General features: G+C 61.5%; 11 protein-coding genes and 1 tRNA gene. 5 read left to right on the forward strand and 7 right to left on the reverse strand.

All coding sequences use genetic code 11. From position 1 onward, the window contains the following. Positions 1-97 precede the first annotated feature (97 nt). Both ccoG and mapR read left to right on the forward strand, forming a co-directional pair. Positions 98-1489, forward strand: coding sequence for a cytochrome c oxidase accessory protein CcoG (gene ccoG, locus BVH74_RS16855; RefSeq protein WP_080051229.1), 1392 nt, complete (start codon positions 98-100; stop codon positions 1487-1489). A 30-nt stretch (positions 1490-1519) separates the two neighbouring features. Next, complete coding sequence (gene mapR / locus BVH74_RS16860; RefSeq protein ID WP_080051230.1) at positions 1520-2929, forward strand: GntR family transcriptional regulator MpaR; 1410 nt, start codon at positions 1520-1522, stop codon at positions 2927-2929. 54 nt (positions 2930-2983) lie between these two features. Here mapR and BVH74_RS16865 read toward each other — a convergent pair whose 3' ends face one another. Both BVH74_RS16865 and BVH74_RS16870 read right to left on the reverse strand, forming a co-directional pair. Beyond that, complete coding sequence (locus tag BVH74_RS16865; RefSeq protein ID WP_080051231.1) at positions 2984-3883, reverse strand: bile acid:sodium symporter family protein; 900 nt, start codon at positions 3881-3883, stop codon at positions 2984-2986. A gap of 59 nt (positions 3884-3942) precedes the next feature. Continuing rightward, a complete protein-coding gene (locus BVH74_RS16870) occupies positions 3943-4758 on the reverse strand; it encodes a class II aldolase/adducin family protein (RefSeq protein ID WP_080051232.1) in 816 nt (271 codons plus the stop codon). Positions 4759-4844: 86 nt separating this feature from the next. Here BVH74_RS16870 and BVH74_RS16875 point away from each other — a divergent pair, with 86 nt between their 5' ends. The 3 genes from BVH74_RS16875 to BVH74_RS16885 all read left to right on the forward strand — a co-directional run bounded on the left by BVH74_RS16875 (position 4845) and on the right by BVH74_RS16885 (position 7745). Then, the gene (locus BVH74_RS16875; RefSeq protein WP_080051233.1) at positions 4845-5780 is read left to right on the forward strand and encodes a LysR family transcriptional regulator; all 936 of its coding nucleotides are present in this window, start codon (positions 4845-4847) and stop codon (positions 5778-5780) included. A gap of 214 nt (positions 5781-5994) precedes the next feature. Beyond that, a complete protein-coding gene (locus BVH74_RS16880; protein ID WP_205890225.1) occupies positions 5995-6588 on the forward strand; it encodes a lecithin retinol acyltransferase family protein in 594 nt (197 codons plus the stop codon). A 137-nt stretch (positions 6589-6725) separates the two neighbouring features. After that, a complete protein-coding gene (locus tag BVH74_RS16885) occupies positions 6726-7745 on the forward strand; it encodes a CNNM domain-containing protein (RefSeq protein ID WP_080051234.1) in 1020 nt (339 codons plus the stop codon). A gap of 64 nt (positions 7746-7809) precedes the next feature. Here BVH74_RS16885 and BVH74_RS16890 read toward each other — a convergent pair whose 3' ends face one another. The 5 genes from BVH74_RS16890 to selA form a co-directional block, all read right to left on the reverse strand. Next, positions 7810-9843 carry a carboxylesterase/lipase family protein gene (locus BVH74_RS16890; RefSeq protein ID WP_177344549.1) on the reverse strand — a complete coding sequence of 678 codons (2034 nt, stop codon included), beginning with the start codon at positions 9841-9843 and terminating at the stop codon, positions 7810-7812. Positions 9844-9876: 33 nt separating this feature from the next. Next, positions 9877-11874: a carboxylesterase/lipase family protein gene (locus BVH74_RS16895; protein WP_080051236.1), complete on the reverse strand. Its 1998-nt coding sequence runs from the start codon at positions 11872-11874 to the stop codon at positions 9877-9879. A 300-nt stretch (positions 11875-12174) separates the two neighbouring features. After that, positions 12175-12269, reverse strand: a tRNA-Sec gene (locus BVH74_RS18835). A gap of 15 nt (positions 12270-12284) precedes the next feature. Next, positions 12285-14162 (reverse strand): selenocysteine-specific translation elongation factor, encoded by a 1878-nt coding sequence (gene selB / locus BVH74_RS16900; protein WP_177344550.1) that lies wholly within the window; start codon positions 14160-14162, stop codon positions 12285-12287. Next, positions 14159-15529 (reverse strand): L-seryl-tRNA(Sec) selenium transferase, encoded by a 1371-nt coding sequence (selA, locus tag BVH74_RS16905; RefSeq protein ID WP_218189148.1) that lies wholly within the window; start codon positions 15527-15529, stop codon positions 14159-14161. Before selA ends, selB begins: the two co-directional genes overlap by 4 nt. Between the last annotated feature and the right edge of the window lie 102 nt (positions 15530-15631).

Here is a 15631-nt window from a genome sequence, read left to right on the forward strand (position 1 = left end):
TCTGATATGGTTTTTATTTGAAAACCTGAGTCTGTTACGTATCAGCCGCGCCAACGATCATCCTCATCAGCCTGATAACGACTGATGGGGTAACACCATGAGCGAGAGAATTCCCGCCAAGATCATTGACACCGGTACCGCCTATGGCCCCGACGGCCCTATTCACACCCGCAGCTTCAGCGGTCGCTACCGTCTGTTGCGGTTGCTCGGCGCCGGGGCGCTGTTTGTGCTGTTCTTTGGTACGGCCTGGCTGAGCTGGAATGAACGGCAAGCGGTGCTGTGGGACTTGGCCGCCCGCAAATTCCATATCTTCGGCGCTACCTTCTGGCCGCAAGACCTGATTCTGCTGTCAGCGATTCTGATCATCGCTGCCTTCGGCCTGTTCTTCATAACCGTGGTCGCCGGTCGCATCTGGTGTGGCTACACCTGCCCACAAAGTGTCTGGACCTGGATTTTCATGTGGGCGGAAAAGGTCACCGAAGGCGATCGCCATCAACGCATACGCCTGGATGCCGCCCCCTGGTCGGCCAACAAGTTGCTGCGCCGCAGCGCCAAACACGCCATCTGGCTGGCCGTCAGCCTGATCACCGCGTTGACCTTTGTCGGTTACTTCACCCCGATCCGCGAACTGGCCAGCAACCTGCTGACCTTTAACCTGGGTACACAGTCGGCTTTCTGGCTGTTCTTCTTCACCGCCGCCACCTACATCAACGCCGGCTGGCTGCGGGAAAAGGTCTGCCGCGACATGTGCCCCTATGCCCGCTTCCAGAGCGTGATGTTCGACCGCGACACCCTGGTCATTGCCTATGATGCCGGTCGCGGCGAACAGCGTGGCCCCCGACGCAAGGACAGCGACCCGAAAGCCCAGGGCCTGGGTGACTGCATCGACTGCACCCTGTGCGTACAGGTGTGCCCAACCGGGATCGACATTCGCAATGGCCTGCAATTCGAGTGCATCGGCTGCGCGGCCTGTATCGATGCCTGCGACAGCGTGATGGACAAGATGGGGTATGCCCGTGGCCTGGTCCGCTACACTTCGGAACGGGCGCTGGCGGGTGAGCGCACTCACTGGCTGCGGCCACGGCTGATCGGCTATGCCGGTATGCTGGTGTTGATGATTGGACTGTTTGTCGTCGCCCTGATCGAGCGGCCACTGATGTCGCTGGATGTCACCCGCGACCGTAACCTGTTCCGCGAGAACAGTGCCGGACAACTGGAAAACGCCTATAGCCTGAAAGTCATCAACAAACGCCAGCAGGCTGGCCACTACCAACTGAGCCTGGACGCGGCAGAGGATTTCCAGCTGGCAGCACCTGGCCCCGTATTGCTGAGCGCTGAAGACATCCGCGACATTCCGGTCAGTGTCGTCTGGACCGGTGAGCAGGCTCCCGCTCCGCGCCAACACATCCGTTTCGTGTTGACCGCGCTGGATGACAGCGGCCCGCCAGTGGTGGCCAAATCCACCTTCGTGGCGCCGGTACGCCGCTAGCTGCACAACGCTGTAAGTCTGGAGACGCTGATGAAACGCTATGAACGCCTGGCCGATGATATCGCCGGCCTGATCCGCAACGGTATTCTGGCCCCCGGAGAGAAAATCCCCTCGGTGCGCCATGCCAGCCAGACTTACGGGGTGAGCCCGTCCACCGTGTTTCAAGCCTATTATCTGCTTGAGGACCGTGGGCTGATTCAGGCCAGAGCCCGCTCCGGTTATTTTGTCCGGGCCCTGGCCGGTCTGCCGCTGCCGGAGCCACAACCCAGCCCGGCCGCACATGAAACCACCGATGTCGACGTCAGCGAACTGGTCTTTTCGGTACTCGGCTCACTGAAGAACCCACATACTGTGCCCTTCGGCTCAGCCTTTCCCAGCCCTGACCTGTACCCGCTAGCCCGACTGGCACGCTCCATGGCGCACAGCCTGCGCACGCTGGCACCGCATGACATCATTGCCGACATGACCGCCGGCAATCCGGATCTGATGCGCCAGATTGCCCTGCGCTACATGGTCGGCGGGGTCAGGCTGCCGATGGAGGAGCTGGTCATCACCAACGGCGCACTGGAGGCCCTCAACCTGTCGTTGCAGAGCGTGACCCAGGCCGGTGATCTGGTGGCCATCGAATCCCCGGCCTTCTATGCCTGTTTGCAGGTACTTGAACGCCTGCAGCTGAAAGCTGTGGAAATCCCCGTACATCCGCGTGACGGGGTGGACCTGAACGTTCTGCGTGATCGACTGCGCAGCTTGCCGATCAAAGCCTGCTGGTTCATGAGCAGTTTTCAGAATCCGGTGGGCTCCAGCCTGAGCGAACTGCGTAAGCTGGAACTCTACGGCTTGCTGCGCGAGCATCAGGTACCGCTGATCGAAGATGATGTGTATGCCGAACTGTACTTTGGCGAACGTCCGCCCAGGCCGATCAAAAGCCTCGACGACGACGGCCTGGTGATGCATTGCGGCTCATTCTCCAAAAGCCTGGCGCCCGGCTACCGGGTTGGCTGGGTAGCCGGCGGGCGCTTTGCCGAACGGATTGCCCGGCTCAAGCTGATGACCACCATATCGCCCTCAGTGCCGGCCCAGACCGCCATTGCCGATTACCTGCAGCATGGCAGCTATGACCGCCACCTGCGCAAGCTGCGCTACACCCTGGAGCGCCAGCAGGATGCCATGCTGGCGTCGGCGGCACGGCACTTTCCCCAGGGCACCCGCGTAACCCGCCCCAGCGGCGGCTATTTTCTCTGGTTCGAATTCCCCGAACAGGTCGACTCATTGCAACTGTTCAAGCTGGCCCTGGCCCAGGGCATCAGCCTGGCACCGGGGCCAATCTTTTCCGCCAGCCAGGGCTTTCGCCACTGCGCGCGTCTGAACCACGGCCACCCCTGGAGCACTGATAGCGAACAGGCCATGGAACTACTCGGGCGCATGCTGCGGTCGTTCTGACAGGCAATCTGCGGTGCCGCTCAGCCAAGGCACAGCCCGCACCGCCCAGCCTGATCAGCTAACCGACGACGACTCCAAGCGGCCAGCGGCTGCGACAGCCTGCTGCCTGCGCCGCACCAGCACCACCAGCCCGGCGCTGACATACATCACCAGTGAATACAACGCCGCCGGCACCGCCAGTTGCTCGTCCTGCAAGAAACTGGTGGCGATCAGGATGGCCAGGGTGCTGTTCTGGATGCCGGTTTCCAGGGTGATCGACGTGGTCTGCGCCGCATTCAGGCGCAGCGCCAGGGCCAGCAGCAGGCCCAGCGTCAGCATGCCCAGATTGAGCAGAACGATGGCCGCGCCGGTCTGGTGCAGCCCGGCCAGCACATCGTCGCCCTCACGTACCAGTACCCCCAGTACCAGCATCGCCAGAAACAGCGCACCGAACAGGCTGATCTTCGGTTCCAGCCAGCGCGCCACTCGCTCGCTGCGGGCCCGGACCCACATCCCAATTACTACCGGCAGCAGAGTCATCAGCAGCAAACTGAGCATCATCTGCAACGCTGGCACCTGCACGCTTTGATAGCCGCCACCAAAGACCATGAACGCCAGCCCGACCAGCAGCGGAATACTGATCACCGCCAGCAGGCTGCTGACGGCGGTCAGACTGACTGACAGCGCCAGATCACCGCGCGCCAGCCAAGTCACCAGATTGGAGGTCACCCCGCCGGGACAGGCCGCCAGCAGCACCAGGCCGATGGCCAATGCCGGCGTCGGCATCAGCCAGGCCGCCAGAGCAAAGCCAACCAAGGGTAACAGCAGCATCTGCCCGCCGAGCCCGGCCAGAGCCGGGCGGGGAAAACGAAAGATACGGGTAAAGTCGCCGGGGCTGAGCGTCAGACCCATTCCCAGCATGATGACAAACAGACACAGGGGCAGCAGCACCTGTGCAACAAGATCGCCGGCCATGAATTATCCTCGCCGGGTGCGATGCTTGCGCCCCGCCCCGGCTTGTCGTTATGTCGAGGTCAGTCGAGCAGATCGGGCTGCAGCCGCGCGATCATCTCGTACTGCGGCTGGAAGTTGCCCCACACCACCAGGTCCGAGCCGGTGAAGGCGCGGGTCTTGCGCGCGATCTCGGCCGGAATCGGCTGGGCATCGGCACCGGCTGCCTGAACCAGCAACTGGGTCTCGCAAGCCTTCTCCAACTGGATGAACAGCGACACCGCGCTGTCTACATCCTTGCCCACGGTCAGCAGGCCATGGTTCTGCAGAATCAGTCCAACATGGCCCTCGGCCAACTGATCGGCAATCGCATCACCTTCACCCTGCTGATGCACCACGCCGTTGAACTGCGAAAACACCGCATGCCGCTCGAAGAACACGCAGCCATCCTGAGTCAGCGGCTGCAACGGCTTGCCGAACGCCGACCAGGCCCGCCCCTTGGGCGAGTGAGCATGGGCCACGGCATTGATCTGCGGGTAACGGGCATGGATACGTGAATGGATCATGAACGCCGCCAGATTGACCAGGGCTTCACCTTCGACCAGCTTGCCGCTGTGATCCAGACGCACCAGATCGCTGGCGCGAATCAGCGCAAAGTGCACACCCACCGGATTGACCCAGAAGGTGTCCGGCTCGACCGGATCGCGCACGGTGATGTGCCCGGCCAGTCCTTCATCGAACTGGTACAGGGCAAACAGCCGGAATGCCGCCGCCAGCCGCTGCTTGAGATAGGCGCGGTGCTGGCAGGGATCGGTGAAACTTGGCGGCAGCGGAATCTTCGCTGCACGCTCGCCACCCACGGTGCTCATTTTTACCTGCTCGATCATGCTGCTGTTCATTGTTATTCCTCAGTCAGGCTCGCAAGAACCTGCGACACTAACGCGGCACAACCTATGTGTATAATGGCTATTTTTCAGGAATTTCTATGCAGGAAATTCATTCAAAGGGCGATCTCAACCTGTTTCGCGTGTTGCTGGCCGTGGCTGATAGCGGCAGTACCATCGAGGCCGCCAATCAACTGCACCTGTCGCAGTCGGCGGTCTCGCATGCCCTACGGCGGCTGCGCGAGATGCTCGGCGACCCATTGTTCGTCAAGCATGGCCGGCAACTGGTAATGACCGCCCACACCCGCAGCATCCTGCCCAGAGTGCGCAGCGCCCTGGACGAACTGGCCACCACCACCCTGCGGCACAGCGCCTTTGACCCCACCCGTTCAGCCATGACCTTCCGCTGCGGGCTGCGTGATGCATTGGAGTTTCTGCTGATGCCGACCCTGCTGCAACGCGCCCGCACACAGCACTGGCAAGTGCGTTTTCATAGTCAGCGGGTGCTGGGCGAAGACATCGAGGCGCGGATTCTGGCCGGCGAGCTGGATGTGGCGGTCAATCTGGAATATCCGGTCAGCGAGCAACTGGCCAGCCGCGAGCTGGTGCGCGAACAGCTCAGCGTCATGGTCGGCCCCCAGCACCCGGCCTACCACAGCGGCCAGTTGAGTCTGGACGACTACGCCAAGGCCGAGCATGTGCTGGTGACCCTGACCGAACGCGAACGCAGCCTGGTTGAGCAGGACTTGCTCGGCCTGCAAGGCCAGCAGCGGCGCATCGCCCTGCACTGCGAGCACTACCATGCCGCTGCCCAGGTGGTCGCTCAGACCGACCTGCTACTGACCATGCCGCGCAGCTACGCGCAGAATCTGGCCCGGCTCAACGGCAACCGGTTACTTGCGCTGCCCTTCCCCAGCCGACCGATTCCGGTACGTCTGTACTGGCGCAAGTCACTCGGCCAGGAACCTTATATGCGCTGGCTGCTGGCGGAACTGGAAGCCTTGCTGCGCGGCATGCAGTCAGCCGCTGCGCCATAGGCCCCAAAACCGGGTAATCCACCGCCACTCACCGCACTCACACAGCCTGCGGGTGACTTGAGCATTTGCTCATATCCGCAGTGTTGTTGAGCATTTGCTCACTCTTTTCGGCCTCTGCATGGCAGAACACCCGCTGAACAGGCGGCTGGCACGCTTGATGCTTGATCACAAACATACCAACGAATCGACAAAGCCCCCCAGGCAGGAGATTCCCATGTTCAACGCTCAGCCCATCGCCATGAACTTCACCGACGACCCGCATCTGGCTCTCTGGGATCTTGGACGTGAGCTGGAGCCGGCTGCCGGGACCCATCTGATCAGCCCGCGCAATGGCTATTGGCACCATGGCATCTATGTTGGCCGAGGCCGGGTGGTTCACTACGCTGGGTTGTGCCGTGACATTCATGGCGGACCGGTAGAAGAAGTCGGCATCGACCGTTTTGCCGCCGGCGAACCAGTGTTGATCCACCAGCGCCCTGACACGACGTTCAGCGGCCGCGAAGTTGTGCACCGCGCCCGCTCACGCCTGGGAGAACGCCGCTATCACATCCTCACCAACAACTGCGAACACTTCTGCAACTGGTGCCTGAGCGGTCAGCACCGCAGTTATCAAGTGCGCAGCTACCTGATCCACCCGCTGGCCGCCTACCGCCTGGCCCGGCGGCTGGCACCGCGCTGGCTGGGTCAGCTTGGCGGCGTGCAAAGCTGGCTGGATGGGCTTGTCAGCCGCTGGAGTCTAAACACTATCAAGTTGGGCTGGCCGCATTGGGGTAGCCTGAACAGACTGCGTACATGGCTCGGCTACTGACGACAAGATCTGGTTCTGATCAATATCAGCCAGATCAGCATTGAAACATTTAGAAATATCTGTACGCAACAGCCAGCACAGCTGTTAACACACAACTGGAATAGAATATTCACTCTATTGGCCACCACCCCCCATACATGACTCTCCTGATAGCGTTTGCTGTCCTATCCATTCTGGTTTCCTTTCTCTGTTCCGTACTTGAAGCAGCGCTGCTGTCAATGACACCAAGCTTCATCGCCAACCAAAAAGCCGAAAAGCCTCGGCTCTACGAGCGCCTCAAGCACCTCAAGGAAAACGTCGACCAGCCACTCGCGGCGATCCTCACACTTAATACTGTGGCGCACACGGTCGGCGCCACCGGAGTCGGTGCGCAGGTCACTATAGTGTTCGGCGATGGCTACCTGGGTATTGCCTCCGCAATCATGACCCTGCTGATCCTGGTTCTCTCTGAAATTCTGCCCAAGACTTTGGGGGCACGCTACTGGCCAATACTTGCGCCAGTACTGCCGTCTTTTCTTAACGGCATGATCGTACTGCTCAAGCCGTTCATTCTACTATCCGACCTGGTTACCCGCAGTCTCGGCGGCAAGACACCCGAACATAACATCCGCGAAGAGATCAAGGCGCTAGCGCTGCTCGGCCGTGAACTGGACAAACTCGACGACGACGAACAGCGCGTGATCAGCAATGTGCTGGACCTGCATATGATTCGCCTGCGAGACATAATGACTCCACGCACCGTGTGTGAAGCGCTGGCTCCAGAGATGTCGCTGGCCGACGCCCTGACCCGCGTGCAAGACAGTCAGTTCTCACGCTACCCGGTGATCAGCGACGACGAGACCCCCCTCGGCGTAGTGTTCAGGGTCGATATCCTTGGCACCGACGACCTAAGCGCACCTGTGTCCTCGGTAATGAAACCGGTCAAGGTGGCGCAAGACTCACAGAATGTCGAAGCCCTGCTTAGTCAACTGCTCAACGAACAGCAGCACCTGTGTCTGGTATACGACGAGTTCGGTAGTTGGGGTGGACTGGTGACAATGGAAGACATCATTGAGACGCTGATTGGCAAACCGATTCTTGATGAAACGGACGACATCCCGAACATGCGCCGACTGGCCAAGCGACTGTGGGAGCACCGACTAAAAGCGGTGCGCTGAACACAACAGATCCCGGCCTAAAGCCCCCCCGCCTTAACCACCGCGGGGGGGGGGGGGCTTTAGTTCACTGCATCGCTGCCTCAAGCCCGGTCTTCACGCTGCTCTGAGCGTCAGGACCGATCTCGACAAAGGTGTCATTCTCGCGTGTAAACACCGGCCAGTCGAAGCCTTCGATACTGGGGTTACCGGTTTTGGCGAAGTTGGTCCACATGGTCATGGTCAGATCAGCGATCTGATCATCGTCCGCGCCGTACTCCATTGACAGAAACACATCCTGCGCATCGCCCTGGCTACCGCTTACGCCATTACCGTTGAGGTCCCCAATTACCGGGCGCTGACCCTCGGGCGTCAGGACCAGCCCCAGCTGATAGTTCTGCACCATGCCCGCTGGATGGTTGAACAGATAGGGCAGCTCGCAACCATGACAACTGCGCAGGCCCATGTCCGCCCAGCCATCAGGAACACGGCTGAACTTGTAGATGAACTGCTCCGACTGATAGGTATCGGAGCGCTGGGCCAGCCAGATTGGCAGAAATGCTCTGAGCGTGTCGTAGTCGCCGGACGTGACACCGGCCATCAGGGGTACATCGCTGGGCATTCCATCGAGCGCATTGCGGTAGTAGGTATCAGGCTGGTAGTAGTTGTCGGCATTGGGCCGGTAGGTCTGACGCGGAATGCTGTTGATCAGGTCGGCCTGCGCAAAAGCAGTCCAAGGCAGTGCCCGGGCTTCCTCCAGGGTTGTAACCCCGGTCCGCTCGAACAACGCCATACCGATAGCCTCCGATTCGGCCAGCGACACCTCCGGGCCGCTGATGGTGTCGAGCGGGGCAAAACCGCTCATCACAATCGCCTTGTGGAACAGCCCGGTGGCCTGCGGCGAATTCATCAACGAATAGGTTTTGCCACCGCCGCCGGACTGGCCGAACAGCGTCACGTTATTCGGGTCACCACCAAAAGCAGCGATATTGTCCCGTACCCACTCCAGGGCCATGACCAGATCCATCTGACCGTAATTGCCTGAGCCGTTATAACCGCTCTCTTCAGTCAGCAGCGGGTGGGCAATGTAGCCGAATGGTCCCAGCCGATGATTCACGGTTACCAGCACTACACCCTTTTCAGTAAGCCCTTCAGGGTTGTTGTACTGACTGGAGTTGGCCGACAGGATGGCGAAGGAGCCACCGTGAAACCAGACCATGACCGGCAGATTGTCGGCATCCTTGGGAGCCGTGATGTTCAGATACAGCGAATCCTCGCTCATGCCGCCCTTGTTGACCGCCTGCAAGGTCGGATCCTGAGCCGACTGATCAGCCCAGGCCACCGCCTCCCGCACCCCGCTCCATGGCTCCGGCGCTACCGGCGGGCGCCAGCGCAGATCACCCAGCGGCGGTTTGGCATAGGGAATACCCAGGAACTGCCAGGTATCCTCATTAGCCTCGAAACCACGCAGCTCACCCCCGGTGGTTGAAACCACGATGCGCGGGCTGGTTGAGCGGGCGAAATGCTCCAGAGCATTGGCCACGGTAGTCACTGTGCGCGGCCGTGGGTCAGTATCGGTAAAGGCTCCGGCTTGTTGCAGCTCATCCACCAGGGTTGCCAGACTGGCTCGGAAATCCGCCGGCGGCTGGTCAAAGTAGATGCTGTCAGCGTTCAGCGAGACGTGCTCACGAATTGCCTCACTGATCTGGATGCCGTTGTTGAGGTCACCATCGGCATCCAGGCTCTGCAACAGGATCAGCATATTGACCACCCGCTGATCGTCCGCCGAATCAGCCTCCGGGGTGATACTCAGCGGCGTGAGGATATTGGCGCCAACCGCCGAGCCAAGCTCCAGATCACCAATGGCGAAGCTGATGGTCTCCCCTTCCCGGTAGCTGAACTGTCCTTGCTCATCGGTCTGGCCGGCGTCAGTCTGACTGCCCTGATAATCCAGCCCGGCAACAGGGCTATCGACAAAGGTACCGGTTTGTACCTGGGGGCCGGATCGGGATGATGACGATGAACCGCCGAGGCAGCCACTCAAGGCCAGAAACAGCGGAGCGAAAGTGATCCCGATCAGGACCGGAGAGAACCGCGGGCGTGTTTTGATACGGTAAATCATGATTGCCTCCATTCTTGTTGTTATAACGGCCTGTTAACGGAAGATGTCCGCCAGGTTGTCTTTGACATCCACTCCATCGCTCAACTCGACATAGCTCTGGCTACCCGCATCGTAAATCGGGAAGTCGATCTCACCCGGAATGCTCGGGTCCCCGGTCTTGGCGAAGTTGGTCCAGATAGTCATCATTCGATCAATCACCACCTCATCCACCTGATCAAAACCGGCAGATGCAAAAATATCGTCCGGGTCACCCTGCGAGCCGCTGATACCGTTGCCGTTCAGGTCACCAATCACCAGCGACTCTCCAGTGGCCGGATCAATCACCAAGCCCAGTTGGTAGTGGGTAATCACGCTTTCAGGCATGTTGAACAGATAAGCCAGTTCAGCGGCGTGATAAGCCTCTACACCACGCGCTTTCCAACCGGCAGGCTGATGGCTGAACAGCACGGCGTAATGATTGGAACTACTCAGCGGCGCCATCCAGGGGAACACCTCCCGCACCGTATAGATTGGATCGGGCGTGTCATTGGTGTTGATCAGGAACATGAAGGGCACATCGTTCTGGATGCCGCTTTCAAAACTGACTCGCTCGGCATGGGGCTGGTAGTAGTTGTCGATATTGGTATAAGGCACCAGCGGTGCCGCTGCCGCCACCACTTGCAACCAGGTGCGCTGACGCATTTCCTCCAACGAGGCCGCGCCGAGCCGGCTCTGCAACTGACTGCCGATTTCCTCGGCCGCGCTCAGGCTGCGAGTATCCGGGAACAGCGTGCCGCTCTGACTGACCGCCCGGTGAAAAAGGCCCTTGGCCTGAGGCGAAGCCATCAGCGACAGTACCTTGCGACCACCTCCAGACTCACCAAAAATGGTAACGTTGCCAGGGTTGCCGCCAAAAGCAGCGATATTGTCCCGTACCCACTCCAGGGCCATGACCAGATCCATCTGACCGTAATTGCCTGATCCGTTGTAGCCGCTCTCGGCACTCAGTTCCGGGTGAGCGATATAGCCAAAGGGCCCCAGCCGATGGTTAACCGATACCTGTACGACCCCCTTGCTGACCAACGCCTGCGGATTGTTGAACGGCCGGGTATTGCTGGTCAGGGCAGTGAAGCCGCCACCATGGAACCAGAGCATGACCGGTAGATTGTCGGCATCCTTGGGCGCAGTCACATTCAGGTACAGTGAGTCCTCACTCATGCCACCTTCACCGAAACGCTCCAGCCCAGGATTCTGGGCCGCCTGATCACTCCAGGCCACCGCCTCCCGCACCCCGCTCCATGGCTCCGGCGCTACCGGCGGGCGCCAGCGCAGATCACCCAGCGGCGGTTTGGCATAGGGAATACCCAGGAACTGCCAGGTATCCTCATTAGCCTCGAAACCACGCAGCTCACCCCCGGTGGTTGAAACCACGATGCGCGGGCTGGTTGAGCGGGCGAAATGCTCCAGGGCATTGGCCACGGTAGTCACTGTGCGCGGCCGTGGGTCAGTATCGGTAAAGGCTCCGGCTTGTTGCAGCTCATCCACCAGGGTTGCCAGACTGGCTCGGAAATCCGCCGGCGGCTGGTCAAAGTAGATGCTGTCAGCATTCTGCGAGACGTGCTCACGAATTGCCTCACTGATCTGTATGCCGTTGTTGAGGTCACCATCGGCATCCAGGCTCTGCAACAGGATCAGCATATTGACCACCCGCTGATCGTCCGCCGAATCAGCCTCCGGGGTGATGCTCAGCGGCGTGAGGATATTGGCGCCAACCGCCGAGCCAAGTTCCAGATCACCGATGGCGAAGCTGATGGTCTCCCCCTCCCGGTAGCTGAACTGCCCCTGCTCATCGGTCTGGCCAGACTGAGTCTGACTGCCCTGATAATCCAGCCCGGCAACGGGGCTATCGACAAAGGTACCGGTATGCACCTGCGGCGCTGACCGGGATGATGACGAACTGCTCAAACAGCCGGATAGTGACAGCAGAGGCACCAGAGAAAAAACCAGAATTGCCGAGCGCGCCCCTGATTTCGAGGGTATGGCATATGACATGCGGGTCTCCGTTTATTCTTGTAGTGGAGTTCCTTTCAGGCTCCTGAATAGCTGCCAACCCCAAGACAACCGCCCGGACCTGACACAGGTAACCTACTGACGTCAGGCTTGGGCGTCGAACATATTGCGAAAACAACCCAAACCTGACTCTTGACCTTAGATGTCACTCTCGTGAGACACAAACCAAATCAGAAACGGTTATGAACGTTCATTCACATGAGAATGATTATAAATAGATATCAACCGGCCCCCATGAACGACCGCTTCGTCATGTTTTCTGTCGCGTCTAGTCAGAGGAAATGGCGGAAGGACATGGGAGTCGAACCCACCAGACGCGCGTTGCGCATCTCACCGGAGTTGAAGTCCGGGCGCCCCACCGGGGACGATGTCCTTCCCTGTATGGCGGCTGGTCAGCCGGCCACGAGAAAACGTTGTTCACGCACAAAGCGGGTGATGCCGGCGCGATCGAGGTATTCCAGCACCTGAATCGTCAGGTTACGGCCGATGCCGGAGGCATCGCGGTATTCGGCGGCATTGAAGCTGCCGCTGGGTGAGTCCGCCACCAGTTGCCGAGCCACAGCCGCCAGCCCCTCAACCTGCTCTGGCAGGTAATAGCGGTTGGGCGCGACCGCAATCAGTTCACCGGCACGCTGCATACGCCGCAAAAAGGCCTTGAGGGTTTCCAGCTCGATACCCAGCGCCTGGCTCAGCTCACCGACAATTGGCGGGCGCAGGCCGCCCGGCAACAGCTGCGCACTGACCCGCTCCAGCAGTGTCCGATCCTCAGCCAGCAATTGCGGTTGGTGCTCGGGTAGATGCCAGGCCCAGGCCTGGCGTCGTAGTCGGCCGTCACCATGCCAGCGTTGCAACAGCGCCCGGGCCAGGACCAAAGGCAGTTGCAGCGTGCTGGCCAGCGCCAGCTCGCCCTCGCCAGGGCCGAGCCGTTCCGGGTGCGCAGCATGCCAGTCCTGCAACCGCTGGTGCAAGCGCGCCCAGGCGCTGTCGATCTGCCCGGCCAGCATCAGCCAGTGCTGGCGAGCCGCGTCCAGCAATTCGATACCGGCCGCGCTGTGCCGCAGTTCATCCAGCAGTTGCTGCTGCTCGCCCGGCGTCAAATTGAAGCGCACGGCAAAGCCGTCCAGTGCCACCGGTGCCTGTTGCAGCGCTGCCAGCAGCGCAGCACGCGGGCCATCGGCCTTCTGCCAGTGACGCAGCAGTGCCAGACGCTCGGGCTTGCTGCGCCCGCGTTGCAGCCCCTGCGGGTCGAGCACTCGGCCACCGCCCAAGGTCTGGTTGGCAGCCGGGTCGCGGATGATAAAGCGATCCCCCCAGAGTGCCTGCACCGGCTGTTCCAGCAGCAGTTGCGCCAGCACCGGCTCACCCTCCTGCAAGATCACCGCACGCAGCGGATAGACTCCGGTACCCAGATGCAGTTGCAGCACGCCGCGATGCCAGCGGCTGCCTGGCAGTTGGGTCAGCGCTACATCCAACCGGCTGCTGGTGGCCACTGGCACCTCACTCAGCCAGTCGCCGCGTTGGGGCTGCGCAGCATCCACATCGCCCGCCAGATTCAGCGCGCAGCGCTGCCCGGCCAGCACCTGATTCACCTCATGGCCGGCCATCTGCAGGCTGCGCACCCGCAGACTCTGGCCGTTGCAGTGCAGGCTCTGACCACTGTGCAACTGGCCACTGACCAGCGTACCGGTGACCACGCAACCGGCACCAGCGAGGCTGAAGCGGCGGTCGATCATCAGCCGCGCATGCCCGCTCGGCGGGCGTTGCCGGTGTTGCTGTGCCCGGCTGAACAGATCCGCATGCAGAGCCTCAAGACCCTCACCAGTCAGACTCGATACCGCAAAGGGCGCGGCCTGCGGCCAGCCCTGCTGTTTCAGCAGTTGCACCAGCTCGACGCTGGCCGCCTGTTGGCGCTCGGGCGTGACCCGGTCACAGCAGCTCAATACCGGTACGAGTTGTTCAACCCCGAGCAGGTGCAAAATCGCCAGATGCTCCAGCGTCTGCGGCATCGCCCCGTCATCGGCGGCCACCACCAGCAGCGCCAGATCCACCGCCGCCACGCCGGCCAGCATAGTGCTGATAAAGCGCTCATGCCCCGGCACATCGACAAAGCCCAGCGGCGGGCCACCCTCAACCGCCAGCCAGGCAAAGCCCAGCTCAATGCTCAGGCCGCGGCGTTTTTCCTCGGCCAGGCGGTCGGTATCGACCCCGGTCAGCGCCTTGATCAGGCTAGTCTTGCCGTGATCGACATGCCCGGCGGTAGCTATGATCACGCCCCGGCCTCCCACTGCTGACGCAGCGGTTCCGGGTCTTCCACGCAGCGGCAATCGAGCAGCAGGCTGTCGTCAGCGATCCGCCCGATTACCGGCGTTGGCAACTGGCGCAGACGCTCGGCCAATTCCCGCAATTCACGGCTGCGCGTGCGTTTGTTGCTGCTGATGCTGCTCAGACGCAGCGCGGCGCTGGGCAGAGTTTCCAGCGGCAGCGAACCGGAGCCGATCTGGCTGTATACATCACATACATCCGCCTCGAATCCCGCCCCGGCCCAGCCGCGCAGTGACGGCAACAATGCCTCGGCGGTCTGCCGGATGGCCGCCGGTTCACGGGTCAGCAGCCGCAGAGTCGGCACCCGCTGCACCAGGGTGTCCGGGTCGGCGTACAGCCGCAGCACCGCTTCCAGCGCCGCCAGGGTCAGCTTGTCGCAGCGCAGTGCCCGCTTGAGCGGACTGTTGCGGATTTTGCTGATCAGCTCGGCACGCCCGGCGATGATCCCGGCCTGCGGGCCACCGAGCAGTTTATCGCCGCTGAAGGTCACCACATCCACACCCTGAGCCAGAATCCGCCCAACCACCGGCTCGGCCGGCAAGCCCAGCGCCTGCATGTCGATCAGCGAGCCGCTGCCCAGATCGACCACCAGCGGTACGCCCTGGGCGCGGGCAATCCCGGCCAGTTGCGCCTCATCAAGCGAGGTAGTGAAACCCTGCACCTGATAGTTGCTGGTGTGCGCCTTGAGCAGCAAAGCGGTGCGCGCAGTGACTGCCTCGGCATAGTCGCGGGCATGGGTGCGGTTGGTGGTGCCAACCTCGCGCAGCTTACAGCCGGCGCGGGCCATGATATCCGGCAGCCGGAACGAGCCGCCGATTTCGATCAGCTCACCGCGTGACACCACCACCTCACGGCGCGACGCCAGCGCATTGAGCACCAGCAGCACAGCGGCAGCGTTGTTGTTGACCACGGTAGCGGCTTCGGCGCCGGTCAGGCGGCAGATCCAGTCCTCGACGTGGGCATCGCGGTCACCACGTTGGCCGCTGGCCAGATCGTATTCCAGATTGCTCGCCCCGGCGGCCACCGCAGTCATGGCGGCAAGCGCTTCGGGGGGTAATGGGGCACGGCCCAGATTGGTGTGCAGTACCGTGCCGGTGAGGTTGAGCACCGGGCGCATCGACGGCGCCAGGGTGCGTTCGATGCGTTGCTGGACAGTGGCTACCAGAGTTGGTTGATCGCTGATCTCGCCGCTGCGCCAGAGTTCCAGCGCGGCGCGCAGGGAGTCCAGTACCAGCGCCCGGCCGTGGCTGGCGATCAGGGTCTGCATGCCGGGCCAGGCCAGGGCCTTGTCTACTGCCGGGGGGCGTTGCTGCATGTTCATCGCCAGCCTCCCCGAGGCCGTCGTTGGCGGCCTTGGTTCGAGCAGATGCTCGAACGCTCCCAGGAGAACCCAGCCCTGTCCCCGTGAGCTACACGC

The sequence above is a fragment of the Halopseudomonas phragmitis genome (genome assembly GCF_002056295.1).
In the GTDB taxonomy this organism is placed as follows: Bacteria; Pseudomonadota; Gammaproteobacteria; order Pseudomonadales; family Pseudomonadaceae; genus Halopseudomonas; species Halopseudomonas phragmitis.